General features: G+C 45.5%; 29 protein-coding genes and 1 riboswitch. Of the genes, 15 read left to right on the top strand and 14 right to left on the bottom strand.

The features are described 5' to 3' along the window. Nucleotides 1–13: 13 nt before the first annotated feature. The 3 genes from menB (at nucleotide 14) to menC (ending at nucleotide 3,468) form a co-directional block, all read left to right on the top strand. Nucleotides 14–832: a 1,4-dihydroxy-2-naphthoyl-CoA synthase gene (gene menB, locus LQ247_RS17010; RefSeq protein WP_020452693.1), complete on the top strand. Its 819-nt coding sequence runs from the start codon at nucleotides 14–16 to the stop codon at nucleotides 830–832. Nucleotides 833–909: 77 nt separating this feature from the next. Continuing rightward, the gene (locus LQ247_RS17015; RefSeq protein ID WP_025810961.1) at nucleotides 910–2,346 is read left to right on the top strand and encodes an o-succinylbenzoate--CoA ligase; all 1,437 of its coding nucleotides are present in this window, start codon (nucleotides 910–912) and stop codon (nucleotides 2,344–2,346) included. A 12-nt stretch (nucleotides 2,347–2,358) separates the two neighbouring features. Then, on the top strand, nucleotides 2,359–3,468 hold the full coding sequence (gene menC / locus LQ247_RS17020) for an o-succinylbenzoate synthase (protein ID WP_101561209.1): 1,110 nt from the start codon (nucleotides 2,359–2,361) through the stop codon (nucleotides 3,466–3,468). A gap of 161 nt (nucleotides 3,469–3,629) precedes the next feature. Here menC and LQ247_RS17025 read toward each other — a convergent pair whose 3' ends face one another. The 4 genes from LQ247_RS17025 to LQ247_RS17040 are packed head-to-tail and all read right to left on the bottom strand — an operon-like array spanning nucleotide 3,630 to nucleotide 6,460. After that, nucleotides 3,630–3,821, bottom strand: coding sequence for a hypothetical protein (locus tag LQ247_RS17025; RefSeq protein ID WP_020452690.1), 192 nt, complete (start codon nucleotides 3,819–3,821; stop codon nucleotides 3,630–3,632). Between the two features lie 26 nt (nucleotides 3,822–3,847). Continuing rightward, entirely contained in the window at nucleotides 3,848–4,009 is a 162-nt protein-coding gene (locus LQ247_RS17030; RefSeq protein WP_075212789.1) for a DUF1540 domain-containing protein, read from the bottom strand. Nucleotides 4,010–4,053: 44 nt separating this feature from the next. After that, nucleotides 4,054–5,097: a cytochrome d ubiquinol oxidase subunit II gene (locus tag LQ247_RS17035; protein ID WP_025810962.1), complete on the bottom strand. Its 1,044-nt coding sequence runs from the start codon at nucleotides 5,095–5,097 to the stop codon at nucleotides 4,054–4,056. Between the two features lie 37 nt (nucleotides 5,098–5,134). After that, nucleotides 5,135–6,460 carry a cytochrome ubiquinol oxidase subunit I gene (locus LQ247_RS17040; protein ID WP_023855818.1) on the bottom strand — a complete coding sequence of 442 codons (1,326 nt, stop codon included), beginning with the start codon at nucleotides 6,458–6,460 and terminating at the stop codon, nucleotides 5,135–5,137. 192 nt (nucleotides 6,461–6,652) lie between these two features. Between LQ247_RS17040 and LQ247_RS17045 the strand changes: the two genes are divergently transcribed. Further along, the gene (locus LQ247_RS17045) at nucleotides 6,653–6,898 is read left to right on the top strand and encodes a type B 50S ribosomal protein L31 (RefSeq protein ID WP_003184624.1); all 246 of its coding nucleotides are present in this window, start codon (nucleotides 6,653–6,655) and stop codon (nucleotides 6,896–6,898) included. Between the two features lie 82 nt (nucleotides 6,899–6,980). Here the strand turns inward: LQ247_RS17045 and LQ247_RS17050 are convergent, their stop codons facing one another. Then, entirely contained in the window at nucleotides 6,981–8,012 is a 1,032-nt protein-coding gene (locus LQ247_RS17050; protein ID WP_231006330.1) for a metal ABC transporter solute-binding protein, Zn/Mn family, read from the bottom strand. A 98-nt stretch (nucleotides 8,013–8,110) separates the two neighbouring features. Next, the gene (locus LQ247_RS17055) at nucleotides 8,111–9,292 is read right to left on the bottom strand and encodes a GTP-binding protein (protein WP_231006332.1); all 1,182 of its coding nucleotides are present in this window, start codon (nucleotides 9,290–9,292) and stop codon (nucleotides 8,111–8,113) included. A 124-nt stretch (nucleotides 9,293–9,416) separates the two neighbouring features. On the opposite strand from LQ247_RS17055, the gene LQ247_RS17060 reads away from it, so the two are divergent. Beyond that, entirely contained in the window at nucleotides 9,417–9,986 is a 570-nt protein-coding gene (locus tag LQ247_RS17060) for a beta-class carbonic anhydrase (protein ID WP_020452684.1), read from the top strand. Here LQ247_RS17060 and yidD read toward each other — a convergent pair. Further along, entirely contained in the window at nucleotides 9,983–10,210 is a 228-nt protein-coding gene (gene yidD, locus LQ247_RS17065) for a membrane protein insertion efficiency factor YidD (RefSeq protein WP_075751863.1), read from the bottom strand. The two genes, LQ247_RS17060 and yidD, sit on opposite strands and share 4 nt — an antisense overlap. Before the next feature lie 137 nt (nucleotides 10,211–10,347). Between yidD and LQ247_RS17070 the strand changes: the two genes are divergently transcribed. After that, nucleotides 10,348–10,821 carry an S-ribosylhomocysteine lyase gene (locus LQ247_RS17070; RefSeq protein ID WP_020452682.1) on the top strand — a complete coding sequence of 158 codons (474 nt, stop codon included), beginning with the start codon at nucleotides 10,348–10,350 and terminating at the stop codon, nucleotides 10,819–10,821. 131 nt (nucleotides 10,822–10,952) lie between these two features. After that, complete coding sequence (locus LQ247_RS17075) at nucleotides 10,953–11,396, top strand: FixH family protein (RefSeq protein WP_026579028.1); 444 nt, start codon at nucleotides 10,953–10,955, stop codon at nucleotides 11,394–11,396. Here the strand turns inward: LQ247_RS17075 and ytzI are convergent. Further along, nucleotides 11,390–11,533, bottom strand: coding sequence for a YtzI protein (gene ytzI / locus LQ247_RS17080; RefSeq protein WP_020452680.1), 144 nt, complete (start codon nucleotides 11,531–11,533; stop codon nucleotides 11,390–11,392). The genes LQ247_RS17075 and ytzI overlap by 7 nt on opposite strands. Before the next feature lie 133 nt (nucleotides 11,534–11,666). Here ytzI and LQ247_RS17085 point away from each other — a divergent pair, with 133 nt between their 5' ends. From LQ247_RS17085 to ytkD, 4 genes are all read left to right on the top strand, one after another. Beyond that, a complete protein-coding gene (locus LQ247_RS17085) occupies nucleotides 11,667–12,104 on the top strand; it encodes a Dps family protein (RefSeq protein WP_003184609.1) in 438 nt (145 codons plus the stop codon). A gap of 149 nt (nucleotides 12,105–12,253) precedes the next feature. After that, a complete protein-coding gene (locus LQ247_RS17090) occupies nucleotides 12,254–12,658 on the top strand; it encodes a phage holin family protein (protein ID WP_020452679.1) in 405 nt (134 codons plus the stop codon). 47 nt (nucleotides 12,659–12,705) lie between these two features. Then, entirely contained in the window at nucleotides 12,706–13,029 is a 324-nt protein-coding gene (locus LQ247_RS17095) for a hypothetical protein (protein WP_020452678.1), read from the top strand. Between the two features lie 180 nt (nucleotides 13,030–13,209). Further along, nucleotides 13,210–13,686 (top strand): RNA deprotection pyrophosphohydrolase, encoded by a 477-nt coding sequence (gene ytkD, locus LQ247_RS17100; protein WP_020452677.1) that lies wholly within the window; start codon nucleotides 13,210–13,212, stop codon nucleotides 13,684–13,686. 30 nt (nucleotides 13,687–13,716) lie between these two features. On the opposite strand, the gene LQ247_RS17105 is transcribed toward ytkD, so the two are convergent. Genes LQ247_RS17105 through LQ247_RS17115 form a run of 3 tightly spaced genes read right to left on the bottom strand, consistent with a single transcriptional unit; the run spans nucleotide 13,717 to nucleotide 16,261 of the window. Continuing rightward, a complete protein-coding gene (locus LQ247_RS17105) occupies nucleotides 13,717–14,541 on the bottom strand; it encodes an ABC transporter permease (protein WP_031304951.1) in 825 nt (274 codons plus the stop codon). Then, entirely contained in the window at nucleotides 14,528–15,292 is a 765-nt protein-coding gene (locus LQ247_RS17110) for an ABC transporter ATP-binding protein (RefSeq protein ID WP_020452675.1), read from the bottom strand. Before LQ247_RS17110 ends, LQ247_RS17105 begins: the two co-directional genes overlap by 14 nt. Before the next feature lie 12 nt (nucleotides 15,293–15,304). Continuing rightward, nucleotides 15,305–16,261: an ABC transporter substrate-binding protein gene (locus LQ247_RS17115; RefSeq protein WP_231006360.1), complete on the bottom strand. Its 957-nt coding sequence runs from the start codon at nucleotides 16,259–16,261 to the stop codon at nucleotides 15,305–15,307. A gap of 145 nt (nucleotides 16,262–16,406) precedes the next feature. On the opposite strand from LQ247_RS17115, the gene LQ247_RS17120 reads away from it, so the two are divergent. Both LQ247_RS17120 and LQ247_RS17125 read left to right on the top strand, forming a co-directional pair. Continuing rightward, nucleotides 16,407–17,231 (top strand): alpha/beta hydrolase family protein, encoded by an 825-nt coding sequence (locus LQ247_RS17120; protein WP_020452673.1) that lies wholly within the window; start codon nucleotides 16,407–16,409, stop codon nucleotides 17,229–17,231. Beyond that, entirely contained in the window at nucleotides 17,232–17,474 is a 243-nt protein-coding gene (locus LQ247_RS17125; protein ID WP_009329422.1) for a DUF2584 domain-containing protein, read from the top strand. It begins immediately after the preceding gene. A gap of 40 nt (nucleotides 17,475–17,514) precedes the next feature. Here LQ247_RS17125 and LQ247_RS17130 read toward each other — a convergent pair whose 3' ends face one another. Both LQ247_RS17130 and pckA read right to left on the bottom strand, forming a co-directional pair. Then, nucleotides 17,515–18,699, bottom strand: coding sequence for a dicarboxylate/amino acid:cation symporter (locus LQ247_RS17130; protein WP_020452671.1), 1,185 nt, complete (start codon nucleotides 18,697–18,699; stop codon nucleotides 17,515–17,517). Between the two features lie 250 nt (nucleotides 18,700–18,949). Further along, a complete protein-coding gene (gene pckA, locus LQ247_RS17135; protein WP_025810968.1) occupies nucleotides 18,950–20,533 on the bottom strand; it encodes a phosphoenolpyruvate carboxykinase (ATP) in 1,584 nt (527 codons plus the stop codon). Nucleotides 20,534–20,727: 194 nt separating this feature from the next. Continuing rightward, nucleotides 20,728–20,865, top strand: a riboswitch (SAM riboswitch). Between the two features lie 390 nt (nucleotides 20,866–21,255). On the opposite strand from pckA, the gene metK reads away from it, so the two are divergent. Both metK and asnB read left to right on the top strand, forming a co-directional pair. Beyond that, nucleotides 21,256–22,458, top strand: coding sequence for a methionine adenosyltransferase (gene metK / locus LQ247_RS17140; RefSeq protein ID WP_003184586.1), 1,203 nt, complete (start codon nucleotides 21,256–21,258; stop codon nucleotides 22,456–22,458). Between the two features lie 144 nt (nucleotides 22,459–22,602). Beyond that, the gene (gene asnB, locus LQ247_RS17145) at nucleotides 22,603–24,501 is read left to right on the top strand and encodes an asparagine synthase (glutamine-hydrolyzing) (protein WP_023855828.1); all 1,899 of its coding nucleotides are present in this window, start codon (nucleotides 22,603–22,605) and stop codon (nucleotides 24,499–24,501) included. 41 nt (nucleotides 24,502–24,542) lie between these two features. On the opposite strand, the gene LQ247_RS17150 is transcribed toward asnB, so the two are convergent. Then, nucleotides 24,543–25,679 carry a glycosyltransferase family 4 protein gene (locus tag LQ247_RS17150; RefSeq protein ID WP_023855829.1) on the bottom strand — a complete coding sequence of 379 codons (1,137 nt, stop codon included), beginning with the start codon at nucleotides 25,677–25,679 and terminating at the stop codon, nucleotides 24,543–24,545. Between the last annotated feature and the right edge of the window lie 32 nt (nucleotides 25,680–25,711).

Raw genomic sequence — 25,711 nt, forward strand, 5'->3', positions numbered from 1 at the left:
GAGGTACACATCTATGACTGTAGAATGGAAAAGCGAACGTCAATACGAAGATGTATTATATGAAACATATAACGGCATCGCCAAAATCACGATCAATCGCCCTGAGGTACATAACGCATTTCGTCCAAAAACGGTTTCGGAACTGATCGATGCGTTTGCATATGCACGGGATGATGCCAATATCGGTGTCATTATCCTTGCAGGGGCCGGCGATAAAGCGTTTTGTTCAGGAGGAGACCAGAAGGTAAGAGGACACGGCGGCTATGTTGGTGAAGACGAGATTCCACGTCTGAACGTTCTTGATCTTCAGCGGCTGATCCGCGTCATTCCGAAGCCTGTTGTTGCGATGGTGTCAGGCTATGCGATCGGCGGCGGCCATGTGCTCCACATCGTATGCGATTTGACGATTGCTGCAGACAACGCAATTTTCGGACAAACAGGGCCGAAAGTCGGCAGCTTTGATGCAGGCTACGGATCAGGCTATCTGGCGCGTATCGTCGGTCATAAAAAAGCGCGTGAAATCTGGTATCTGTGCCGTCAATACAACGCTCAGGAAGCTAAGGAAATGGGCCTTGTCAATACGGTTGTACCGCTTGAAAAGCTTGAAGAAGAAACGATTCAATGGTGTGAAGAAATGCTTGAGAAAAGCCCGACAGCACTCAGATTTCTTAAAGCGGCCTTTAATGCCGACACGGACGGGCTTGCCGGCATCCAGCAGTTTGCCGGAGATGCGACACTGCTTTATTACACAACAGATGAAGCGAAAGAAGGCCGCGATGCGTTTAAAGAAAAACGCCGTCCAGATTTCGGACAGTTCCCGCGTTTTCCTTAAAAGACGGAAGAGAGAAACAGCTTAGTGCGACTGAGCTGTTTCTTTTATCATTCAAGATATTTTTTGGAGATGATGATATGCTGATGGACCATCCGAATTGGCTTAAACAGCGAGCAGAGCTGACTCCTGACAGGATGGCTGTGATTCAGGGGGATCACAAGCTGACTTTTAATCAATTGTTTCATGAAGCAAAAAAAACGGCCGGGCAGCTGAAGAGCTTTGGTCTGAGGAAAGGGGATACAGCGGCTGTACTTCTCACCAACCGGCTGGAGATGGTTATCGCCGTCCATGCCTGTTTTATTCTCGGAGTTCGCATCGTTTTGCTGAATACGAAGCTGTCAATGGCCGAACGAACATATCAAATTGAACACTCGGAAGCAAAGCTATTGCTTACAGAACAGCCTTTCCTGGAAGAGCATAGAGAGGGCAAGCCGGCCCGCGCTGTTGACATTGAAGACGTTCAAAACGCCGCCGGCCCTCCGGTTACGGAAATCGAGAGCATTCATTTGGACGATGCAGCCACAATTATGTATACGTCCGGAACGACAGGACGGCCGAAAGGGGTTATGCAGACATTTGCCAACCATTATTTCAGCGCGGTTTCATCCGCTTTGAATTTGGGGCTCCAAGAACACGATCGCTGGCTGATCGCCTTGCCGCTTTTCCACATCAGCGGCTTATCGGCTCTTTTTAAATCGGTCATTTACGGAATGACAGTTGTTTTACATCAAAGGTTTGACGCGGAAGAAGTTCTCCGTTCGATCAAAGACAATCAAGTAACGATTGCATCGGTCGTTCAGACGATGCTGTCAAGGCTTGCGGCAAAAGTCGACAGCTGCCCCGAATCATTAAGGTGCCTGTTACTGGGCGGAGGGCCTGCTCCGCTTTCTCTCCTTGAGGAATGCAAAAGAAAGAGGCTGCCTGTCGTACAGTCATACGGAATGACTGAAACGTGCTCACAGATTGCCACCCTCGCCCCAGAATACTCGATTGAAAAGCTCGGTTCAGCCGGCAAGCCGCTGTTTGCATCAAGCATTAAAATCGAAAAGAACGGCACGGAATGCCAACCCGGAGAACATGGAGAAATAACCGTAAAAGGGCCGACCGTTATGAAGGGCTACTTAAAAAATGAGGCGGCAGACAAAGCCTCATTCAATGATGGCTGGTTTAAAACCGGTGATATCGGGTATCTTGACGTTGACGGATTTTTATACGTGCTGGACAGGCGTTCAGACTTAATCATATCAGGGGGAGAAAACATCTATCCGGCTGAAGTCGAGGCCGTTCTTCTGTCACACCCCAAAGTTGCGGAAGCGGGGGTAAAAGGGGTCGATGACAAAACTTGGGGAAAGGTTCCCCACGCCTATCTTGTCGCCGCCAGCCCTGTTGATGAAGAGGAGCTGAGCGACTTTTGCAAAGAACGGCTTGCTTCCTATAAAGTGCCTAAAGCCTTTCATTTTGTCGGCAAGCTGCCGAGAAATGCTTCGAATAAACTGATGAGACATCAATTGTAGAAGGAGAGCGCCATGATTCAAATCAAACAGCTGACATTGTACCATCTCAGCATGCGGCTGAAAAAGCCTTTTAAATCAAGCTTGGAAACCTTTCAGGATCGCAAGTTTATCATCATAGAAGCTGCTGACCGGGAAGGGGTGACAGGCTGGGGGGAAGTATCCGCTTTTTCATCTCCGTGGTACACAGAAGAAACAACGGAGACATGTTACCACATGCTAAAAGATTTTTTGATTCCGGCTGTGCTGCGCGAATCATTCACACACCCTTCAGAAGTGCCCGAGACGCTTCGCGGATTCAAAGGCAACAGAATGGCAAAGGCCGGCCTTGAAGCCGCCTTTTGGGACATTTACGCCAGGAAAAAAGGGATCTCTTTAAGAGAGGCGCTGGGCGGAGTAAAAACAGAAGTTCCTGCCGGGGTCGTCGTCGGTCTTGCTCCATTGGATGATATGCTTGAGGAAATTGAACAATATGTAAAAGAAGGTTATCAAAGAATAAAAATCAAAATTCAGCCGGGGCAGGATATAGAGCTTTTAAAGGAAATACGCCGGCATTTTCCGAAGGTGCCGCTGATGGCGGATGCCAACTCTTCTTATGAATTAAAAGACATCAGCCGGATTAAAGAGCTTGACGCATTTAAATTAATGATGATCGAACAGCCTTTGGCGGATGATGATATCGTAGACCACCGCCATCTGCAAAAACATATCAAAACATCAATTTGTCTTGACGAAAGCATCCGTTCTGCTGATGATGCGCGAAAGGCAATCGAGCTCGGCAGCTGCAAAATTATCAATATTAAGCCGTCCCGAGTCGGCGGTTTGACAGAAGCTCTGAAAATCCATGACATCTGCAAAGAACATCAAATGCCTGTCTGGTGCGGCGGCATGTTTGAAACCGGTATTTCAAGAGCACACAATCTTGCGCTGAGTTCTCTTCCGCAGTTTTTGATTCCCGGGGATCTTTCTTCATCCTCAAGGTATTGGGAAGAGGATATCGTAAAACCGGAAATCCGCATCGAAGGCGGTTATATTCAGGTTCCAAGCCAACCGGGAATGGGCTTTGAAGTGGATACTCATGTTTTAAGAAAGAATTCATCTAAAATAGATGTTTTCAAACAGTAAAGGCTGTTATAAACGCTGATTTCCAGATTTTCAAGCTTTGTTAAATGGACGGCCTCTCATGTATAGTAAAGCTGTACATTATTCCCTTCTCGTTTGGACCGGCTTTCAAGCCGGTTTTTTTAAAAATATGAAAAGAGCTGCCTTTATGACAGCCCTTTCCTTTAATCGCCCAAAAGCAAATCTTCGTGTACGATCTGTCCGATCAGCCGGTCCGCTTGATCCGGCAGCCCGTCCAGACATCCGTATTCATAATCCCATAAGTTCATGAAGGAGCAGGCGGCTTTTTGAAATGCGGTTTCGTCCGCCCCGTGGATTTCCTGATAAAAAGCCTGTAGCAGCGACTCTTTATTCATGACTGTCCCTCCTTCATTCATCCGCTTTAATGATGTTCAGGTTTAAATGTTTTACAATCCGTTTCTTTGCTATTAGAAGCTTTTTCACCTTCAGCATGGCTGACGACATAAATGGCGTCGGCTGTACACTTGTTTCCCTGGCCCCAATAGGTGCAGTTGCTGACTTCACACAGTATTTTTTGTTCCATATCATTTTGGCCCCCTTTAAAAGTTGTACACATTTAGCTTAACCTTATTCATGCTGTTTGATGTACCTCTTGTCCTTCATGAACAATTTCCAGAAATAATAAAAGCCGGGGAATAAAATAATAAAACCGACGATATAGGAGATGAACAGCGCCCTGAATGTCTCCGGCGCGGTGAAGCCTGATTGAATCGTGACATCAGGATAGACCATGTAAGGAAGGTGCGCTCTCCCGTACACATAGCTCGCCGTAAAATACTGCAACGTAATGGCGATGACGGCGAGGCGAGGCTTTCCCTGCCGGTCGCTGTTATGTCTGTTTGGTAGAAACAAAGCCGCAAATGCGACGAGAAACAGCAAAAACGATAAAATCAGCCACGGAAGCCCGTCCATCATTTTTGTATAAAGCCAGCGGGCTTCCGTCCTCATGGTCATCATGATGCTGAATGACATAAGCAAAGCGAGCGGGCCGGTGATTAAAGCGTTTCGGCGGTAGACCTGATACGCGTCTTTTTCTCCGGCTACATTTGAAAAATCAGCCAGCAGCAATGAAGACAGAAACAGCGTGCTGAAAATGGCAAAGCCCATAAAAGAATAGGCATGAGGGCTTAAAAACAAATTAATAAAATCCAATTGGTGGTTTCCGTCTACCTGATATACGAAGTTGCCGTGTGTCACGGGCAAGACAAGGATTAAAACAGCCGGAATGATAAAGCCGCTGATCCCTGAAACGTAAGTCAACGCCCTTTCATAATCTTTTGCAGCGTGCGAAAAGACCAAAAATCCGCTTCGAATCGCCAAAAGCAATAAAATAATGCTGCCAGGAAGCAAAAGCACCGTTCCCAGCACAAAAGTGCCGCCCGGGAAAAAGCTGAAAAGGGCCACGACGATTCCGACGATGAAAACATTGGTCACTTCCCAGGTCGGGGAAAGGTAGCGGTTTGCAATATTGGTTGCTTTCAGCTGTTTTTTGTTCATATAGATCATCGACCAAAATCCCGCTCCAAAATCCATTGACGCCATCACAGCGTAGATAAATATAAATCCCCAGACGATCGAAATAGCCAGCAGGGCATCTGTTGTTCCATCCAGTTGCATCATATGACTTCCCTTCTGTTTTTTTGTGCATTCAGCTGCTTTTTAAATCTTCTTCGACAGGGTGGCGTTTAAAGTAATATTGCAATACGAACACCACCGCTGCTCCTAAAATGATGTAGACGATAAAGAACAAAAGAAACAATATGCCGATCGAGCCGGAGGATGTCACTACTTCGGACGTTTTCTGCATATGGTAAATAACCCAAGGCTGCCTTCCGGTGCAAGCGAACACCCAGCCCAATTCGATTGCAAGCAAAGCGAGCGGGCCGCCGGTTATAAACACGGCCAGCATCCAGCGGGGAAAGCGGTCTTTTTTCATGACTTTTCTCCAAATAAAACCGACAGCGGCATAAACAATCAAAAGGCTGCCGATAAAAACCATGCCGTTGAACAAAGTATGAATGAACAGAGGAGGCCACTCATCCCTTGGAAAGTCATTCAGTCCTTTTACAACGGTGTCAAAGCGGTTGTCGGCCAAAAAGCTTAAAGCCCAAGGAATCTCAATCGCCCATTTGACCGATTGCGTCTTTTCATCAGTAAATCCGCCGATCGCAAGTGGAGCGTGGGACTGAGTTTCAAAAAGCCCTTCTGCGCCCGCCAGTTTTTCAGGCTGGTAGCGGTGAAGAAGCTGTGCGGATTCGTGTCCGCTCAGAGCCGTGACCAGAGAAAACGCTCCTCCGACAATCAGCCCGAGCAGCAGCGCTTTTCTATGAAGGGCGTAGACTTTTTCATCACCGCGGTTTCGGAGCATTTTGTAGGCGGCTATCGTCGCAATAATAAACGCGCCCGTCATAAAAGCGGAGACGACAACGTGTCCTGCTGTAGCCACAAAGCTTTTGTTGAAGAACGCCGTCCACGGCTGAACATCTGTAATTTCGCCGTTTACGATTTTGAAGCCTTCAGGCGTTCCCTGGAAAGCGTGCACATTTGTAATTAAGATGGCTGATGCGGCTGCTCCGATAACGATAAAAATGACAGCTGTAATTCTCATAAGGGGAGTCAGCCGATCGGCTGCGTAAACATAAATGGACATAAATAATGCCTCAATAAAAAAAGCGTAGATTTCAATTTGAAATGGGAGGGACATGACTTTCCCGATCACTTCCATGAATCCCGGCCAAAGCAAGGCGAGCTGCGTTCCGGCAATGGTTCCTGTCGGTATGGCGACCCCGAGCAACACGGCCTGTGCCTTCGTCCATCTTTTGGCCATAATGGCGTAGTGGGGATCTTTCGTTCTTTGATAGATCAGCTCGGCCAGCAAAATCATTAAAGGAATTCCGACACCGAGCGAGGCGAAAATAATATGGAACCCCATCGTTGTTCCGAAAAGGCTTCTTGCAAAAATCAAGTCATTCATCCGGAAAACCACCTTTCATTTACACCATTTTGCTTTTTATTGTTTACCGCCTTTTTTAGATTATTCTTCCTGTGAGCGGTTAAAATGGATAAGGTGATCAAAACATGGCAAATGAACATTCATTTTTGACACAAGCATTTGAAAGGTATATAATAAAACGTAATTATTACGTTTTGTTAGGAGGAATGGCATATGAAACCAAATATTCATCCGAAAACTTATCAAGTGATCTTTCAGGATGTAAACAGCGGGTACCGTTTTTTAAGCCGCTCAACTAAAACTTCCGATGAGACGGCCGAGTGGGAAGACGGCAAGACGTATCCCGTTATAAAAGTTGAGGTAAGCTCAGACACCCATCCGTTTTATACCGGAAGACAGAAATTCAACGAAAGAGGCGGAAGGGTCGAACAGTTCAAGAAAAGATTTAATATGGATTAAATGAAAAAGACCGGATGTTTCCGGTCTTTTTTCGTCCATATAAAAAAAACAAGCGCATGAGGTCTCATGCGCTTGATCTTTGTTATTTGTTTGATAAAGCTTTTTTCAAGACGGTCAGGTTTTCTTTCATGATGGTAGTATAATCTTTGCCGCTTTCAATGTCTTCTTTTGTTACAGATTCAAGGTTTTTCATCGTCAGACTTTCGGCTCCGATTTCTTTTTTGATGATCTCGGAGATTTTGCTGCTGACATTGCTTTCAAAAATGACGTATTTAATATTATGTTCTTTCGCTGTTTTAACAATGTTTTCAAGCTGCTTTTGTGAAGGTTCCTCAGTAGGCGAAAGGCCGAGAACGCTTATTTGTTTAATGCCGTAGCGTTTTTCCCAGTAGCCGTAGGCGGCATGTGAGACGAGAATTTCTTTTTTATCAGCTTTGTCAACGGTTTGTTTAAAGTCTTTGTCAAGCTGCTCCAAATCTTTTTTTAGAGACTCATAGTTTTTCGTAAACGTTTTTTCGTGTTCCGGATCTAATTTTACGAGCTGGTCTTTAATGTTTTCGGCCATTTTTTCAGCAAGGACAGGATCAAGCCATACGTGCGGGTCATGATCTCCATGGTCGTGATGATGATCATGGCCTTCGGCTTCTCCGTGTTCATGTTCTTCTTCGTGAGCATGCTCATCGTGATCACCATGTTCTTCTTCATGTGCATGCTCATCATGTTCGCCTTCTTCTTCACGTGACAGAAGGTCAATGCCCTCTCCGGCTTTGACGATTTTGACGTTGCTGTTTTTTAATGTGTTTACAGCTTTGTCTGCGAATCCTTCTACACCGACTCCAGAGTATATAAAGGCATCCGAGTCGGAAATTTCCGCCATCGTTTTTGAGCTTGGCTCGTAAGTGTGCGCTTCAACGTTTGGCGGGTAAACACTTTTGACGTTCACATATTCTCCGCCGACCTTTTTGGCGAAGTCTTCAAGCGGATAAATGGTTGTATAGATATCCAGCGTGTCTTTATTTTCTTTTTGTTCACTGGAAGTGCCGTTGCTTGAACAACCGGCTGCTAATCCGGCAGCAAGAATGAATGCAGATGCTAATCCGAATGTTTTTTTCATGGTATTTCTCCTCTCAATGTAAAACTGTAATGGTTCCGATTTAATGGTCCTGTATCATTGTATCGTAATAATTACGATTTGAAAAGAGGAAATGATAGTTAAATATACTCAGGCAGTGAATCATGGAAGGCCGACCAGTCTGAATTCATTTCTTTATCTGTAAGAAGGGTCTGATCCAGGGAGCGGATCACGTCTTCCTGATTCATGTCAATGCCGATAAAAACGATTTCCGTTTTCCGGTCTCCGTATGTTTCATCCCAGTCCGTTTTTAAATGGGGATCCTCTTCAAACGCGAGCTTTTGTTCTTCCTCGGGAGACGCTGCAATCCAGGGGCCTGCGCTTTGGATCATCAGAGAAGAGCCTGCCTGGGACAGAAGGCCTGCTGTGTCATTTCGAGAAGCAAGCCAGAAGAAGCCTTTTGCTCTGATAATATGAGGCGGCCAGTTTTCAAGCCAGCGCTTCAGTCTTTCAGGATGGAAAGGCCTTTGTTTTTGATAGACGAAGGAAGAAATTCCGAATTCCTCTGTTTCAGGTGTGTGCTCTTCATTCAGTTCTTTGATCCACCCCGCTGATTGACTCGATTTTTCAAAATCAAACGATTTCGTATTCATGATGGCCGAAATCGGTACTTTTGCGAATGTCGAGGAAATGATTCTGCAGTCCTGATTCAGTTTTGTCAGAGACCAGAAAAGCTTTTCTTGCTCTTCTTTATTGAGTAAATCAGTTTTATTCAAAATGAGGACATCGGCAAATTCGATTTGCTCAATTAAAAGATCGGCCACTTCACGGCTGTCTGTTTCATCTGCCGCCTGTTTCCGTTCCAAAAGACTTTCCCCCGAAGCGAAGTCCTCAAAAAAACGGCTGCCGTCGACGACGGTGACCATTGTATCAAGCCTGCAATATTTGCTTAAATCAATATCCAGCTCCTCATCTTTGTAAGTAAAGGTTTGGGCAACGGGAATCGGCTCGCTGATACCGGAAGATTCGATGAGAATATAATCGATTCCGCCGTTCTCCGCCAGCTTTTGGACTTCGATGAGCAGATCGTCTCTCAGCGTACAGCAAATGCAGCCGTTCTGCATTTCGACAAGCTTTTCATCCGTGCGGATAAGATCCCCTTTTTTCACGAGGGAGCCGTCGATATTGATTTCACTCATGTCATTGACGATCACGGCGATTTTCATGCCGTGCGCTTCATGCAGGACATGCTGCAGCAGCGTCGTTTTCCCGGACCCGAGATAGCCGCTTAAAACAGTGACAGGAATCAGGTTTTGCGTCATGTTTTCACTTCCTTTAAAACGTAATTATTTCGATTTGCACATGGAAATCTTGCTTGACTTATGAAAAAAATACAAGAAATATGTTATATTTAGATATAAAAAGCGTTTAGAAAGGAAATGAGCCATGAAACTTTTGGAGAACATTCTACAGTTCAATCAACAGTTTGTTGAGCGGCAGGACTATCAAAAATACCAAACAAGCAAGTTTCCCGATAAGAGAATGGTGATTCTGTCTTGCATGGACACAAGGCTTGTCGAGCTGCTTCCTCATGCCATGAATATGCGGAACGGGGACGTGAAGATCGTTAAGAGCGCGGGTGCACTCGTGGCTCATCCTTTCGGGAGTATTATGCGGAGCATTCTCGTTGCGGTATACGAACTGAACGCTGATGAAGTATGCGTGATCGGCCACCATGACTGCGGAATGAGCAAGCTGAGCTGCGACAGCTTTTTGGATAAAGTCGTTAAGCGAGGCATTCCAAAAGAACGGATTGAGACGCTTGAGTACTCCGGCGTCGATTTTGAACAATGGCTGAAAAGCTTTGATTCTGTAGAGGACAGCGTCAGGGATAGTGTAAGCGTGATTCGAAACCATCCGCTGATGCCGGAGGAAGTACCTGTTCACGGACTTGTCATCAATCCGGAAACAGGCAGACTGGATCTTATTGTCAACGGATATCCGGAAGAGCGTTAATCCTTTTGCTTTTTTTCCGGAACGGGATCTATCCCGCCGGGATGGAACGGATGGCATTTCAGAATCCGCTTAATGGTGAGCCATCCGCCTTTAAATGCGCCGTGCTTTTCGATCGCTTCACGGCCGTAATTGGAGCATGTCGGATAAAAACGGCATGTCGGCGGAAGAGCCGGTGATATCCATTTTTGATAAAAGCGGATGAGCAGCAGGAATAAGGTTTTCATGTTTTTCGCACCTTTTTTGTTTTGACCTTATTATAATATAAGCAAAAAACTCATAAAAAGGAAAAGCATTGACCTGAAAACTTATCGGTAAAGTATGATATAATACAAAAAGACCGATTAGAGGGGAGAGAGGAACCATGCCTTCAGTTGAAAGTTTTGAACTTGACCATAATGCAGTAAAAGCGCCTTACGTCAGACACTGCGGCGTCCATAAAGTGGGATCGGACGGCGTCGTCAACAAGTTTGATATCCGTTTTTGCCAGCCGAATAAGCAGGCGATGAAACCTGATACAATTCATACTTTGGAGCATCTTCTTGCATTTACGATCCGCACGTATGCGGAAAAATATGACCACTTTGATATTATCGACATTTCGCCGATGGGCTGCCAAACAGGCTATTACCTGGTGGTGAGCGGTGAACCGAAAGTGGAAGAAATCGTTGATTTGCTTGAGGATACGTTCAAAGAAGCCGTTGAAGTGACTGAAATTCCGGCGGCTAACGAAAAACAGTGCGGCCAGGCAAAGCTTCACGATCTAGAGGGCGCAAAGCGCATGATGCGTTTTTGGCTTTCGCAAAATAAAGAAGATCTGCTCAAAGTGTTTGGATAAAACGTTTGAAAAAAACCGGCTCAGAAAAGAGCCGGTTTTCATTTTTTGTTCACAAAGAAAATAATGCCATATATCCCTGAACTTTGCTACACTTTATATTGTAATACATATCATAGAAAAAGGGTGATAGGATGCGTTTGGGAAAATGGTTTATTCTCTTATGTTTAGCTGTCGGTCTTTCAGCCTGCAGCCAGGGGGACAAGCAGGCGGCATCGGATGAGGAGCCCAAAGTGCTGACGGCAAAACTGGCGGCTCCAGAAGCGGCGGCCAAAAATGAAAAGGCTGTCATAAAAGCGACCGTGAGCTATGGGGACGAGCCTGTTGCAGATGCCGATGATGTGGAGTTTGAATGCTGGAAGGCCGGGAGCAAGGAAGATAGCGAGCTAATCAAAGCGAAGAATGAAGGAAAAGGCGTATACAGCATTGAAAAAGCGTTTCCTGAAGATGGCCATTACAAAGTTCAAGTCCATGTCACGGCGAAAAAACAGCATACAATGCCGGTTGCAGACATTAAGGTAGGGAAAGCAACGGATGTGACTGAAGAAGATGAAAAAGAAGAAGCCCACCATCACTGATGAGGCTGTTCTTCTTCCCGCGACGGAAGGGGATCGACTTCATGCTTGTAGTCATAAGCTTTTGATGTTGTGACAAGCGATACGGCCAGAACGGCGCCTGTAATCAGAATTCCTACAATAATCCAAAAGAGGATCATCACTTACCTCCGAATAGCTTTTTCCAACAGTTTACCATATCAGGCAAAGAAAATCATGATAAAGAGTAAAAGAAATGTTTCCTGCACAAGCTAAACGGGTAAATCAAAAGTAAACGAAAAGGAGGACGACCTTATGTCTGAAAAATTGAAAGCAACCGTCAACAAACAAGTCGCAAACTGGACCGTTCTATATGTAAAGCTACATAATTATCATTGGTATGTGAAAGGGAAAGATTTCTTTACGCTGCATGAAAAATTTGAGGAACTTTACACAGAAGCTGCAGAGCATATCGATGATTTGGCTGAACGCCTTTTGGCTATACAGGGCTCCCCGGTCGGAACGATGAAGGAATGCCTGGAAATGTCCGCGATTAAAGAAGCGGACGGAAGCGAGTCTGCTGAACAAATGGTGCAAAATATTTATAATGACTTTTTAACGGTGGCTGAGGAGCTGAAAAGCGGAATGGAGCTTGCCGATGAAGTCAATGATGAAACGACGGGAGACATGCTGCTCGCGATTCATCAATCGATCGAAAAACACAACTGGATGCTGAAAGCCTACTTAGGGTAAGAATAGCTCGGGCAATGCCTGAGCTTTTTTTATTTTCGTTCTTTTTAAAGCCTTTTTTAGAAATTGTCAAACAATTCATCCAAGCCTTTCAAAGTCTTTTTTCATAGGATAAGCTATGAAAAGTCTTTTTTGAAAGGATGTTGAAGCATATGTTTAAGGACTTAAGCATCTTTTCGCTCTTTACAATCGGTTTATCAGCCATCGGATTTTTGTTTGGCCGAATCGAATATTTATTTATGATCTTAATAACGCTCATGGGAATTGAATTTGTCAGCAAAAGCTTGAACGAATGTGTGGAAGATCGCTTTACAATGAAGAGGCTGTTTACAAGGCTGGCGAAAAAATTGGTGACGCTCTTTCTTATATCCGTTGCCCACCTTTTTGATCAGATGCTGCAAACAGGCAGTTCGATCCGCGATTTTTCTATTATGTTTTATATTTTATATGAAGCGTTTCAAATCATAAGCACGGCTCATTCGTTAGGAATCCCCGTGCCGCAGATGTTATTGGATATTTTAAATACCATAAAGGAAAAACTCCGGGGAAAGCCGTAACATTTTAACATAACTGGTCATACTAACACGAAAAAGGATGATTGGCTTTGGAAAAAAGGACATACTATGTTTCGGTGCAAGATGGAATGATTTCACAGAGCTCAGACGCTTCCCCGTGGGAATTTCAAATTTCAGCGACAGATGATGACATCATTATATTAAGGGAATATTTTGATCAGCTGTATTCAGAAGACTGGATAAACTTTTTCAGAGCTCACGTGCCGGCAGTCGAATACCATTATGACAGTGCAAATGACAAAATGGACGAACTGCGCAAAGACATTTACTCGATGCTTTACCGTCTGGGCAATGAAGAAACCAAGTCGTTTATCAGTGAAAACGGCCTTGCCGAACTCAATTCAGCAGATTAAACGAAGCACCATCAAGCACGGAGTTACCCAGCCTTGCCGCCTTCTCACTCAGAAATGGACACTGAAGTTCCCGAGGGAACGATAAAATTACTGAGCTGAACTGGACAAAAACTCTACCGAAAGAACCAATATATGATATGATGAGTGGAAGAAGCAAGGAAACGGATAAGAGGGATTAGGATGTACGAATTTAAAGATTTTTACCGTAATACGGTTCAGCTTTCTTTTGAAAAGGAACCTTTTTCAAAAGAACCAAAGCATGTATGGGTGATCTGCCGTTACGAAGATCAATGGCTGTTGACAAATCATAAAGACAGGGGCCGTGAATTCCCAGGCGGCAAAGTCGAACCAAGCGAAAATGCTGAGGAAGCGGCTTTGCGGGAAGTAAAGGAAGAAACAGGCGCTGTCGTAAGAAAGCTGACCTATCTCGGACAATATAAAGTTCTTGGCAGAGAGAAAGTGATCGTCAAAAATATTTATTTTGCCGATATCGAAAAGATCGAAAAACAGCAGACATACTATGAGACAAATGGCCCTGTTTTGCTGAAGAGCCTCCCGAAAGATATCGCTAAAAACAGAAATTACAGTTTTATAATGAAAGATTCCGTCCTGACGATCAGTCTTGAAAAGCTGAAAAAGGCCGGCATCATCAAATAAAAAGCCCTGCATTTGCAGGGTTTTTTCATGTTATACTCTGCCTTTCATCCACTTTCTTTCCAACAGCTCGACACCCTGATACATCAATGTTGCAAAGACGGCGATGATCAGGAGGCTCAGCATGACGAGGTTGAAATTAAAGACTTGAAAACCGTAGATGATCATATAGCCGAGGCCTTGAGCCGACACTAAAAATTCTCCTACGATGACGCCGACCCAGCTTAAGCCGACATTGACCTTCAGTGTAGATATGATTGTCGGAATGGAAGCGGGCAGAATGACTTCTTTGAAAATCTCGCGTTTCGTTGCACCGAATGTTTTCATGACTTTTAAATAGTTTTCATCGATTTCTTGAAAGGACGTGTAGACGACGATTGTCGTAATGATAACGCTGATGATGGCGCCCATTGCAATAATACTCGTCAAGCTGGGGCCGATCGCCACGATGAGAATGGGGCCTAGCGCCACTTTCGGCATCGCATTTAAGACGACAAGATACGGATCCAATATTTTGGAGAGCCTCGGGAACCACCATAGGAGGGCGGCCAGAAAAGTTCCAAGCAATGTTCCGGCCAGAAAGCCGAGGATGGTTTCAAATACGGTGACACCGATATGCCCCGGCAATGATCCGTCTCCCATCTTTTCGAGGAAAAGCGCCCAGACGGCTGAAGGAGAGCTGAAGATCAGCGGATCGATCCACGCCAGACGGCTTGCGGTTTCCCACAGTGAAAAGAAAACGATGAAAATCACGATTTGATAAAAGCGGACCCGCCTTTTTTCGGCTTGCTGCTCCTTTAAAAAATCCTCATGAAGGAAGTCAATTTTTGATTTCAGATGTTTGTTATTCAAGGTCATTGAGCTCCTTCCATATGTTCTGAAAGAGGGGCTGAAATTCCGGTTCCTGTCTCGCTTCAAACGGTGTCAGCTTCCTGATCGCTTCAGGAACGGCAAATGTTTTATGGATGGTGCCCGGCTGCTTTGAAAATAGCAATATCCGATCGCTCATCGCGATCGCTTCACCGATATCATGAGTCACGAGCACCGCTGTTTTTTGATACGTCTTTAACGTGTTGAACACCAAATCTTCGAGGTTTAGTTTTGTCTGATAGTCAAGGGCTGAAAAAGGTTCATCAAGCAGGAGGATATCGGGGTCGACAGCGAGTGTGCGGGCAAGCGCCGCCCTTTGTCTCATACCGCCTGAGAGCTCTTTTGGATACTTTTTTTCAACCTCGTAAAGCCCGAATTTTTTCAGCAGGCCGAGAGCGGTCTCCTTTGTTTCCGGTCCGAATTTTTTGGAAATATGCAAACCGATTAAGACGTTTTCCTCAATGGTTTTCCAGGGAAATAAATAATCCTGCTGGAGCATATAACCGATGTGCCGATCCTCTTCGTCAGGCGTGCGCCCTTCCACCAAGATGCGTCCTTCCGTGGGGGAAACGATGCCGGCGATGATCGATAAAAGTGTTGTTTTGCCGCATCCGCTTGGGCCGAGAAACGAAACAAATTCGCCCTTTTCGACTTCAATGCTGACGTTTTCCAGCGCTGCTGTTTTTTCCTTTAATGAAAAGTAAGTATGTGTGACATCCTGAACTTGCAAAAAAGACACTGCGGCCACCTCCTAGTGATTTTTTGTGACCTTTTCGGCGATCCTTGTATTGACCAGCTCTTGATGAGGGGTGCGCTTCGGCAGCTCGCCGGCTTCATCCATGATGGTTTGAAGCTGGTTCCATTCTTTTTCAGCCAAAACAGGCTCAAGGGCAAAAGACCGTTGTTGTTTATACCGTTCGATTGAAGATTCAATGATTGAAAGCTCGGTATCTTTAAAATAATCTTGAATGCTTTCGGCAGCTTCTTTTGCAGAGTGCTTCTCTACCCACTGCTGCGCTTTGTAAACCGCGCGGGTGAACTTTTCGACCGCTTCTTCGTTTTTTGTTAAGTAGCTTTGTTTAGCCATGAATGTCGTATATGGAATTCGGCCCGATTCTTTTCCGAAGGAGGCGACAATGCGGCCGATGCCTTCTCTTTCAAAAATGGAGGCCTGGGGTTCAAATAATTGAACATAATCGCCTGTACCAGATGCAAAGCTGTTTGCGATATTCGCGAAATCAATCGTTTGGATCAGGTCCACATCCTTTTTGGGATCAATGCCTTTCTGTTTCAGGACAAATTCGCCCGCCATCTGCGGCATTCCGCCTTTGCGCTGGCCAAGGAACGTTTTGTTTTTCAAATCATCCCAGCTGAAATGCCCCGCATCGTTCCTGGCGACGAGGAATGTTCCGTCCGTCTGGGTAAGCTGTGCAAAATTAATCACCGGATCGCTTGCGCCCTGGGCATTCACGTATATTGACGTTTCCGAGCCGACAAGCGCAATATCGGCACCGTTTGACAGAAGGGCAGTCATCGTTTTATCTCCACCCCATGTCGTTTTCAGTTCAACATCAAGGCCTTCTTCTTTAAACAAACCTTCAGACAAGGCGATATATAAAGGCGTATAGAAAACGGAACGGGTCACTTCCGCGAGACGGATCTTTTCGGGCTTTTGACCGCCGCATGAAGCGAGGATAAACAGCATCATAATGAAGGATAATATGGTAAAAAAGAAACGCTTCAAACCGATTTCCCTCCTTTGATTTCGGTTATTTTCGGCATAAAATAGTTTATGTTATATACTAAACAGGTGTGAGGGGCAGCTGCGGATTAAAAAAGAGGTGACGTGACGAATGTGGTTAGAAAAAAGAAGGTTTCCATCGCCGAACAAAAAGGTGCGTCTGTTTTCCGTCACATACCTTTCACAAGGACTCAAGGTTAAGGGGCTCTTGGCGGAACCGGCCGCTCCCGGACATTATGACGGATTTTTGTATTTGCGCGGCGGAATTAAAAACGTCGGAATGGTCAGACCAGGCCGAATCGTCCAGTTCGCTTCACAGGGCTTTGTCGTTCTTGCTCCGTTTTACAGAGGCAATCAAGGAGGAGAAGGCGATGAAGACTTTGCGGGTGATGACCGGGAAGATGCTTTTGCCGCTTTTCGTCTTCTGCAGAAGCATGACCTGGTAAAAGATGGACGCGTACACATTTTTGGCTTTTCCCGCGGCGGGATCATGGGTATCTTAACGGCAATCGAAATGAAAGAAGCTGCAGCTTCGTTTGTGTCTTGGGGCGGTGTCAGCGATATGGTTATGACCTATCGCGAACGCAAAGATTTGCGGCGGATGATGAAGCGGGTCATCGGCGGGACGCCTGAAAAGGTTCCTGAAGCGTACGAATGGAGGACGCCTTTTGACGAGCTGGAGAAGATCGAAGCGCCCGTGCTTTTGATCCACGGAGCAAACGATGAAAATGTCTCCATCGAGCATGCGCGGCGTCTAGAACGCGAACTTCTGCAAAGAAACAAGTCTGTGGATACGTGGTATTTCAGTCGATATACCCACTATTTTCCTCCGCGGGAAAATAGGCGGATTGTAAGAGAATTGTCTCAATGGATGAAAAGCCGGCCTTGGACAAGTTATGGTAAACTAAAAGAAAAGAGAAAAGGAGGGGGACTTTAGGTGGGAATGCCAGTTGAATTTAATACAATGATTGTGACAAAAGGAAAAGAAACACGGGTTGAGGAAAATGTGTTTACACTTGAAAAAGAAGGTTATCGGGTTTACCCTCTTCATGTGCCGCTTGAAGTCAGAAAGACTAAGCGGGGCGACATTACCGGCACCGCGCAGGCGGAGCGCCTTGAATGGTCAGACGGACGGACTCATTTAACATACAGGCTCGTATCATTAAATTCGACGAATTAAAAAAAGCCAAGGCGCGGATAGCGTCCTTGGCTTTTCTGTATTATGCAGGCACATCTTCCTCTTTTCCGATTCCTTTTTTGGAAGTCAGCCTGTGAATCAGCATGGTGAGAGCGCCGTCTCCTGTCACGTTCGTTGCTGTACCCAAGCTGTCCTGAGCAAGGTAAAGTGCGATCATCAATGATACGCTGGTTTCATTAAAGCCGAGCATCGACTGCAGCAGTCCGGCCGCGGCCATAACGGCACCCCCCGGGGCACCGGGCGCTGCGACCATTGTGACGCCAAGCATTAAAATGAACGGCATCATGATCGAAAAAGTCGGTGTTTGACCGTTTAGAATCATTACGCCCATTGCACAGCTCGTCAGTGTAATCGTGCTACCTGACAAATGAATATTGGCCAGGAGCGGAACGGCGAAGTCAGCCACTTTTTGGCTTGCTCCCGTTTTTCTGACTTGTCTCAACGTGACGGGAATCGTTGCCGCTGACGATTGTGTGCCGAGCGCAGTGAAGTATGCCGGCGCCACGATTTTCAACAGCGACAGCGGATTTCTGCCGTTTGCAGCGCCCGCAACGGAGTACTGAATCAAAAGTATGACGAGGTGAAGCACGATAATCATCACGAAAACTTTAGCAAATACGGATAAGATTGTCTGCACCTGACCGCCGAACGTCATATTGGTGAAAATACCGAAAATATGAACAGGCAGTAACGGAATAATAATATATGATATCAGCTTTTCAACGATCGTTTGAAATTCATCGAATGCGTTTTTTAATGTTTTTCCGGGCAGATAAGCGATTCCGATTCCCATGATGAAAGCAAAAATCAGTGCGCTCATCACGCTCATAAACGGCGTCATTTCAATGGTGAAAAATCCTGCTTGCAAAACTTCTTCCGGATTTTTAAATTCCTGCAGCTGATGGCCGGAAATGATCGCGGGGAGAAGATTTGATCCGACAAGGTACGCCAGGAGGCCGGCAAAAATGGTTGACGTGTAGGCGATACCTGCTGTAATGCCAAGGATTTTTCCGGCGCCGCGGCCGATTTGTCCGATGCCGGGAATAATAAAAGCGATAATAATAAAAGGAATGACGAATTTAATGAAGTTTCCAAAAATATCATTGAAAGTAGCGGCTGTTTTGACAAACCAAAGCGGAGCAAAGCTTCCGACGATAACACCAAGAACAATTGCCGTCATAATTCTCGGCAGTAATCCAAATTTCATAGATGTGTCCTCCTGATATATACAAATGTTTTTATCATATTATCATATGAAAGATTTCTTTTGTTAAAAATAAAAAAAGTCTGTATTTTCAAATAATAACAGCCGCGAATTGGAAGCGTTTTATCACAGGCCGTGCTTGATTGTCGTTTTAATCATTGTCCAGAAAATGGCATCGGCCGCTGACAGGCGAAGCGGATTTTTAATAAACTGCAGCAGCGCAGAATACCTGCGCTGCTGCAAGCGGGTTGAGTTATACGAGCGGTCCTCCGGCTTTTTCAATGTTTTCGGTATTAGAGAATTTTTTGAAATTCTTTTTGAATGCATTCGCCAAGTGGATCGCTTTTTCCTCGTATTCGTTTTCATCTGTCCAAGTTTTAGCCGGGTCAAGCACTTGATCAGGCACACCCGGAACATGGACCGGTGAATGAAGTCCGAAAATGCGGTCAGTCTTCATTTCGGCGTTATCCAGTTCTCCTTCTATCGCAGCCTGAACCATCGCTCTCGTATAAGCGAGGCTCATTCTTTCCCCTGTTCCGTATCCGCCGCCGGTCCAGCCTGTATTGACGAGAAAGACGCTGACGCCGTGTTCATCGATTTTTCTTCCGAGCATTTCAGCGTACACATGTGCAGGGAGCGGAAGGAACGGGGAACCGAAGCAGGTCGAGAATGTGGCTTCAGGAGCGGTGATCCCGCGTTCGGTGCCGGCGAGCTTGCTTGTATATCCGCTCAGGAAATGATACATGGCTTGTTCTTTCGTTAACTTGCTGATCGGAGGAAGCACGCCGAAAGCATCTGCCGTCAGAAATACAATGGTCTGCGGGTGTGCTGCGATGCTCGGCTTGACGATGTTGTCAATCGCATCAATCGGGTAAGCCGCTCTCGTGTTTTCCGTATAGAATGCGTCGGAATAGTCCGGCTCCCCGGTTTTGCCGTCAACCACGACATTTTCAAGAACGGAACCGAAGCGGATCGCATTGTAAATCTGCGGTTCTTTTTCTTTGCTTAAGTTAATGCACTTGGCGTAGCAGCCTCCTTCAATGTTGAAAACGCCTGTGCTGGACCAGCCGTGTTCGTCGTCACCGATCAGCTTCCGTTTCGGATCGGCGGAAAGCGTCGTTTTGCCTGTGCCTGACAATCCGAAGAAGAGAGCTGTTCCGCCTTCCTCGCCAATGTTTGCCGAACAGTGCATCGGTAAAATGTTTTGTTCAGGAAGAAGATAATTCATAATAGAAAAAATCGATTTTTTCATCTCGCCGGCATATTCGGTGCCTCCGATTAAAATCGTACGCTTTTCAAACGACACGATGATAAATGTTTCAGATCTGGTCCCGTCAATGAGCGGATCGGCTTTGAAATGCGGAGCGGAAAGAATCGTAAACGGCTGTTCTTCAGGTTTTTTATCATGTTCTTCAGGTCTGATGAACAACTGTCTTGCAAACAGGTTGTGCCAGGCGAACTCGTTGACAACTGTAATCGGAAGCCGGTATTTTTCGTCTGCTCCTGCAAACCCTTCAAATACATACAATTCATCGCGTTCCTTTAAATAGCTGAGCACTTTTGTGTACAGCCGGTCAAAGGCGGCTTCTGAAATCGGCTGGTTTACTGCGCCCCAATCGATTTTGTCCTTTGTGCTCGCTTCTTCCACAATGAATTTGTCTTTTGGCGAGCGGCCGGTGTATGTACCGGTTGTAGCCCGCACGGCTCCGGAAGATGTTAAGACTCCTTCTTTGCGTTCAAGGACTTTTTCAACCAAAAGGGGAACGGATAAGTTCAGCTGAACGTTTTCGCCCATTAATAACGTTTGTAAGTCAGTTGTTAAATCTACAGAATTCATAAAAAACCTTCCTTTGCGTGTTTTTTAATGTGTATAACATTAATGTAGAATTAGTATAACACATTTACTCTTATAGTCTATACCGTTTCTTCATTTTTCGTTCGGGTTTTTTCTCGAAAGACAAGTTTAAATTTATTGCGGCCGATATTGACATAACAAGCCATTTTAAGATAAGATATTTCATTGAGCGGATACTCTTATCCCGAGCTGGTGGAGGGACAGGCCCAATGAAACCCAGCAACCGGTTTCTCTTATTAATGGAAAAAAACAGTTTCTGAGACAACTACGGTGCTAACCTGATGCAAGGTGTTCAATACCTTGAGCGATAAGAGTGAAAGGCACGCAATACCAGACCCTTTCCTCAGCGAATAGGAAAAGGTTTTTTTATTGCATAAATCGAGATCCAAAAATTGCTAAAAAAACTGCCTTCAGGAGGAAGGTACTGGGCGTTTTTCACAGGACGTGAAAGGTTTTAGCCGAGTATCAAGCAGGAGGAAGGTACTGGGCGTTTTTCACAGGACGTGAAAGGTCTAGCCGGGCAGCCAGTCAGGAAAAATTCTATTAAGAGGAATTTTGACTTAGAATCTCGTCAAGAATAGCATATGGAAATTGTTTCAAAACGAGAGCGTATGAAGCCCGAGTATCGTCATATAATCAAGAGGGACGAGATCCGTATCATACTTAAGATCACGGCTGATCTTCATATACAGGAGGAAACATAAATGAGCAAAAACCGTCGGTTATTTACATCAGAGTCAGTTACGGAGGGACATCCGGACAAAATTTGCGACCAGATTTCGGATAGTATATTAGACGAAATTTTAAAGAAAGATCCGAATGCCCGCGTTGCCTGTGAAACATCTGTGACAACCGGATTGGTGCTGGTAAGCGGTGAAATCACGACGTCCACTTACGTCGATATTCCGAAAACAGTCCGCGAAACGATTAAAGAAATTGGCTACACACGTGCAAAATACGGTTTTGATGCCGAAACTTGCGCGGTCTTAACGTCTATAGATGAACAGTCGCCAGATATTGCAATGGGAGTCGACCAGGCGCTTGAAGCGCGTGAAGGAGCAATGAGCGACGCTGAAATTGAAGCGATCGGAGCCGGAGACCAAGGTTTAATGTTCGGTTTTGCCTGCAACGAAACAAAGGAACTTATGCCTCTGCCGATTTCGCTTGCTCATAAATTGTCTCGCCGTTTGACAGAAGTCCGCAAAGAGGAAATTCTGCCGTATCTTCGTCCGGACGGAAAGACACAGGTAACTGTTGAGTATGATGAGAACAACAAGCCGATTCGCATCGATACAATTGTCATTTCGACTCAGCATCACCCTGAGATTTCGCTTGAACAAATTCAGCGCAATCTGAAAGAGCATGTCATCAACCCGGTAGTGCCAAAAGAGCTGATCGATGAAAACACGAAGTACTTCATTAATCCTACGGGCCGTTTTGTTATCGGAGGACCGCAGGGGGATGCCGGTTTAACAGGACGCAAAATCATCGTTGACACCTATGGCGGATATGCCCGTCACGGCGGCGGAGCGTTTTCCGGTAAGGATGCGACAAAGGTTGATAGATCTGCAGCTTATGCTGCGAGATATGTAGCGAAAAATATCGTCGCCGCAGGCCTTGCTGATTCCTGTGAAGTGCAGCTTGCCTACGCGATCGGTGTCGCACAGCCGGTATCCATTTCAATCGATACATTCGGTACAGGCAAAGCCAGTGAAGAAACATTGATCGAAGTGGTTCGCAAAAACTTTGATCTAAGACCTGCCGGCATTATTAAAATGCTCGATCTTCGCCGTCCGATTTACAAACAAACGGCAGCTTACGGACATTTCGGCCGCCTCGACCTCGATCTGCCTTGGGAGCGCACAGACAAAGCAGATCAGCTGAAGAAAGATGCATTAGGAGAATAACAACTGCATAGCCGCTTTCATAAGCGGCTTTGTTTTTCGATGGCAAAAAGCGGGCGGATGTGAAACGTTTTTCTTTAAACACTTGTCTAATCAAGAAGCAGACTTTGATTTCTGCACGAAATTTAAAAAATCGGAGGCAATACTATGTGTGGATTTGTAGGGGTATTCAATCATCGCCCATCATCCGAGACAGCAGCCCAGGAAGAACTGATTAAACAAATGAATGAAATGATTGTACACCGCGGTCCGGACGATGATGGGTACTATCATGATGAGCATGTAGGCTTCGGATTTAGAAGGCTCAGCATCATCGATGTGGAAAACGGAGGACAGCCTCTGTCTTATGAAGATGATTCCTATTGGATTATTTTTAATGGAGAAATCTATAACTATATAGAACTGAAAGACGAACTTATTTCAAAAGGATACGAGTTCAAAACCGATTCAGATACGGAAGTTTTGCTTGCGACTTACCGCCACTACAAACAGGAAGCTGCTTCCAAGCTGCGCGGAATGTTTGCTTTTTTAATCTGGGATAAAAAAGAACAGCTCCTATACGGAGCGCGCGATCCGTTCGGCATTAAGCCGCTCTATTTTACGAAAACGGACGGCCATGTTTATTTTGCGTCAGAAAGAAAGAGCCTGATGGCTGTTGATGCCGATTTGGAATTGAATGAAAAAGCGCTTCAGCAGTATACGTCATTCCAATTTGTACCAGAGCCTGAGACGCTTGACAAAAAGGTGCAAAAAGTAGAACCGGGCCATCAGTTTACTGTCCGCCCGGGCGAGGATATTCAATTTAAAACATACTGGAAAGTTCAATTCAAGCCTGTTCAGACCGAAGAAGACAAGCTTGTTCAGGAAGTAAGAGACGCGATCTTTGATTCCGTAAAAGTCCATATGCGAAGCGATGTACCTGTAGGTTCCTTCCTTTCCGGAGGCATCGACTCTTCTTTTATCGTGTCGGTGGCAAAGCAATTTCATCCCAACTTAAAAACGTTCTCTGTCGGCTTTGAACATGAAGGCTTCAGCGAAGTTGACGTTGCGAAAGAAACCGCTGATAGGGTCGGCGTGGAGAACTTCAGCGCGATCATTTCCCCTGAAGAATATATGAACGAGCTTCCAAAGATCGTCTGGCATCTGGATGATCCGTTGGCAGACCCTGCTGCAATTCCTTTGTATTTTGTCGCGAAGGAAGCGAAGAAGCAAGTTACGGTTGTTTTGTCCGGAGAAGGAGCAGATGAGCTGTTCGGCGGTTACAATATTTACCGGGAGCCGCTTTCATTAAAGCCGTTTGAACGAATTCCGTCCCCGCTGAAAAAGATGCTTCTGCACGTAGCTTCAGCGATGCCGGAAGGAATGAAAGGGAAAAGCTTTTTAATGAGGGGCTGTACACCTCTTGAAGAGAGATATATCGGCAACGCAAAGATTTTTGAAGAAGGCATGAAATCAAAACTTCTTCGCCAGTATGACAGCAACCTCTCTTACTGTGACGTGACAAAGCCATATTTTGAAGAAAGCAAGTCCTACAGCGAAATTAACAAAATGCAGTATGTCGATATCCACACATGGATGCGCGGTGACATTTTGCTGAAAGCCGACAAAATGACGATGGCCAATTCACTGGAACTCCGCGTTCCGTTTTTGGACAAAGTCGTATTTGAAGCGGCTTCCAAAATTCCGGAAGAGCTGAAAACGAAAAACGGCACGACAAAATATCTGCTTAGAAAAGCGGCGGAAGGCATCGTTCCAGATCATGTCTTAAACCGCAAAAAGCTAGGGTTCCCTGTGCCGATCCGCCACTGGCTGAAAAACGAAATGCATGACTGGGCCGTGAACATCATTAAAGAGAGCGAGACAGACGCATATATCCATAAAGATTACGTGCTTCAGCTTCTTGAAGACCACTGCGCCAACAAAGCGGATAACAGCCGTAAAATCTGGACGGTTCTCATCTTTATGATCTGGCACAGCATTTTCGTTGAAAAGCGCTTTGTACCGGAAGAACTGAACCATCAGCCAAAAGAAGTCATTATCGTTTAAGTCAAAAAAGAAGGTTTTCGTTAATCGAAAACCTTCTTTTTTTATGCCGGTTTTTCAGCTGATAAATCTGCTAGCACACGTTCACATTCGGAGAAGAGATTGTCAAAAATCACTTCCCACGACTGGGTAAGGGCATAGCTTCTCGCATCGTATGACATCCGTTTTTTTAACGGCACATTGGAGAGGACGCGCAATATATTTTCGGTGAATGCATCCGGATTTCCAGGTTCGGAAAGAAAACCGTTTCTTCCGTTTTGTATAAAGTCTTTCAGGCCGCCGGAATCTGCCCCGATAACAGGCGTCCCGCAGGCGAGCGCTTCAAGCGCGGAATTTCCGAAGGTTTCCGTCGGAGAAGGAAAGACGAACAAATCTGAGCTTGCATAAATGCTTGCCAGCTCTTCTCCTTTGACATAGCCGGCAAAAGTCATATTGAGGGGAGCCCGCTTCTCAAGCTCTTTTTTTAACGGGCCGTCTCCCGCGATCAGCCAATGGACGCCATCTTTCAAATTGGGGTGACTTGCGATCTTGAGCAGCGTCTCCAAATCTTTCTCAGGTGCAAGCCTTCCGACATAGCTGAGGATATAGGTTTCCTTTATGCCGTATCGCTTGCGGATGTGTTCGGTTTGATGCGCCGGACTGAACAGCGAGCAGTCCACGCCGCGCTTCCAGATGGAGAGGTTCCTGAATTGTTTGGCTTTGAGCTGCATAAACGTTTCGCGCGAAGGGACAAAAATTTTTCGAAAATCTTTATGAAACCAGTGCATATATTTCCATAATAGTTTGGAAAACATTTGAAGATCATAATATGAAAGGTACTGGTCAAAATCGGTATGGTAAGAGCCTACGACAGGGATGTTCCATTTCTTCGCAAGCTTGAGCCCTGCCAGGCCGATATTAAAAGGAGTCGCGATGTGAATGAGATCGGGATTGAATTCGCGGAGTTCTGATTTCATTTTGATGAGATTAGGAAGAGCGATTCTGCACTCGGGGTATAAGAAGAACGGCATGCTCGTAAAACGGCGGATGCGGCTCGAAAATTGTGTTTCATGCGTGCTTTCCGGCGCAAATACTTTATAGGACATCCCGTTTTTTTCAAGATAATCCGTATACCTTTTCAGCGTTCTGGCGCATCCGTTCACATCCGGTGTAAAAGTGTCCGTAAATATCGCAATTTTCATCGTTTCCCCTCCTGTTTGTGATGTAAAAAATC

It is taken from the genome of Bacillus sp. BS3(2021), assembly GCF_021043345.1.
GTDB classification, from domain to species: domain Bacteria; phylum Bacillota; class Bacilli; order Bacillales; family Bacillaceae; genus Bacillus; species Bacillus paralicheniformis.

What these genes read in the sequence shown, in the direction of transcription:
- LQ247_RS17150 (WP_023855829.1), bottom strand. Translation starts at nt 25,679, where the DNA reads ATGAAAATTGCGATATTTACGGACACTTTTACACCGGATGTGAACGGA.
- LQ247_RS17055 (WP_231006332.1), bottom strand. Translation starts at nt 9,292, where the DNA reads ATGACGCAAAACCTGATTCCTGTCACTGTTTTAAGCGGCTATCTCGGG.
- menB (WP_020452693.1), top strand. Translation starts at nt 14, where the DNA reads ATGACTGTAGAATGGAAAAGCGAACGTCAATACGAAGATGTATTATAT.
- metK (WP_003184586.1), top strand. Translation starts at nt 21,256, where the DNA reads ATGAGCAAAAACCGTCGGTTATTTACATCAGAGTCAGTTACGGAGGGA.
- menC (WP_101561209.1), top strand. Translation starts at nt 2,359, where the DNA reads ATGATTCAAATCAAACAGCTGACATTGTACCATCTCAGCATGCGGCTG.
- LQ247_RS17115 (WP_231006360.1), bottom strand. Translation starts at nt 16,261, where the DNA reads ATGATGCTGTTTATCCTCGCTTCATGCGGCGGTCAAAAGCCCGAAAAG.
- LQ247_RS17120 (WP_020452673.1), top strand. Translation starts at nt 16,407, where the DNA reads ATGTGGTTAGAAAAAAGAAGGTTTCCATCGCCGAACAAAAAGGTGCGT.
- LQ247_RS17045 (WP_003184624.1), top strand. Translation starts at nt 6,653, where the DNA reads ATGAAACCAAATATTCATCCGAAAACTTATCAAGTGATCTTTCAGGAT.
- LQ247_RS17130 (WP_020452671.1), bottom strand. Translation starts at nt 18,699, where the DNA reads ATGAAATTTGGATTACTGCCGAGAATTATGACGGCAATTGTTCTTGGT.
- LQ247_RS17025 (WP_020452690.1), bottom strand. Translation starts at nt 3,821, where the DNA reads ATGAATAAAGAGTCGCTGCTACAGGCTTTTTATCAGGAAATCCACGGG.
- asnB (WP_023855828.1), top strand. Translation starts at nt 22,603, where the DNA reads ATGTGTGGATTTGTAGGGGTATTCAATCATCGCCCATCATCCGAGACA.
- LQ247_RS17070 (WP_020452682.1), top strand. Translation starts at nt 10,348, where the DNA reads ATGCCTTCAGTTGAAAGTTTTGAACTTGACCATAATGCAGTAAAAGCG.
- LQ247_RS17040 (WP_023855818.1), bottom strand. Translation starts at nt 6,460, where the DNA reads ATGAATGACTTGATTTTTGCAAGAAGCCTTTTCGGAACAACGATGGGG.
- LQ247_RS17090 (WP_020452679.1), top strand. Translation starts at nt 12,254, where the DNA reads ATGTTTAAGGACTTAAGCATCTTTTCGCTCTTTACAATCGGTTTATCA.
- LQ247_RS17030 (WP_075212789.1), bottom strand. Translation starts at nt 4,009, where the DNA reads ATGGAACAAAAAATACTGTGTGAAGTCAGCAACTGCACCTATTGGGGC.
- ytzI (WP_020452680.1), bottom strand. Translation starts at nt 11,533, where the DNA reads ATGATCCTCTTTTGGATTATTGTAGGAATTCTGATTACAGGCGCCGTT.
- pckA (WP_025810968.1), bottom strand. Translation starts at nt 20,533, where the DNA reads ATGAATTCTGTAGATTTAACAACTGACTTACAAACGTTATTAATGGGC.
- ytkD (WP_020452677.1), top strand. Translation starts at nt 13,210, where the DNA reads ATGTACGAATTTAAAGATTTTTACCGTAATACGGTTCAGCTTTCTTTT.
- LQ247_RS17075 (WP_026579028.1), top strand. Translation starts at nt 10,953, where the DNA reads ATGCGTTTGGGAAAATGGTTTATTCTCTTATGTTTAGCTGTCGGTCTT.
- LQ247_RS17060 (WP_020452684.1), top strand. Translation starts at nt 9,417, where the DNA reads ATGAAACTTTTGGAGAACATTCTACAGTTCAATCAACAGTTTGTTGAG.
- LQ247_RS17085 (WP_003184609.1), top strand. Translation starts at nt 11,667, where the DNA reads ATGTCTGAAAAATTGAAAGCAACCGTCAACAAACAAGTCGCAAACTGG.
- yidD (WP_075751863.1), bottom strand. Translation starts at nt 10,210, where the DNA reads ATGAAAACCTTATTCCTGCTGCTCATCCGCTTTTATCAAAAATGGATA.
- LQ247_RS17105 (WP_031304951.1), bottom strand. Translation starts at nt 14,541, where the DNA reads ATGACCTTGAATAACAAACATCTGAAATCAAAAATTGACTTCCTTCAT.
- LQ247_RS17050 (WP_231006330.1), bottom strand. Translation starts at nt 8,012, where the DNA reads ATGAAAAAAACATTCGGATTAGCATCTGCATTCATTCTTGCTGCCGGA.
- LQ247_RS17015 (WP_025810961.1), top strand. Translation starts at nt 910, where the DNA reads ATGCTGATGGACCATCCGAATTGGCTTAAACAGCGAGCAGAGCTGACT.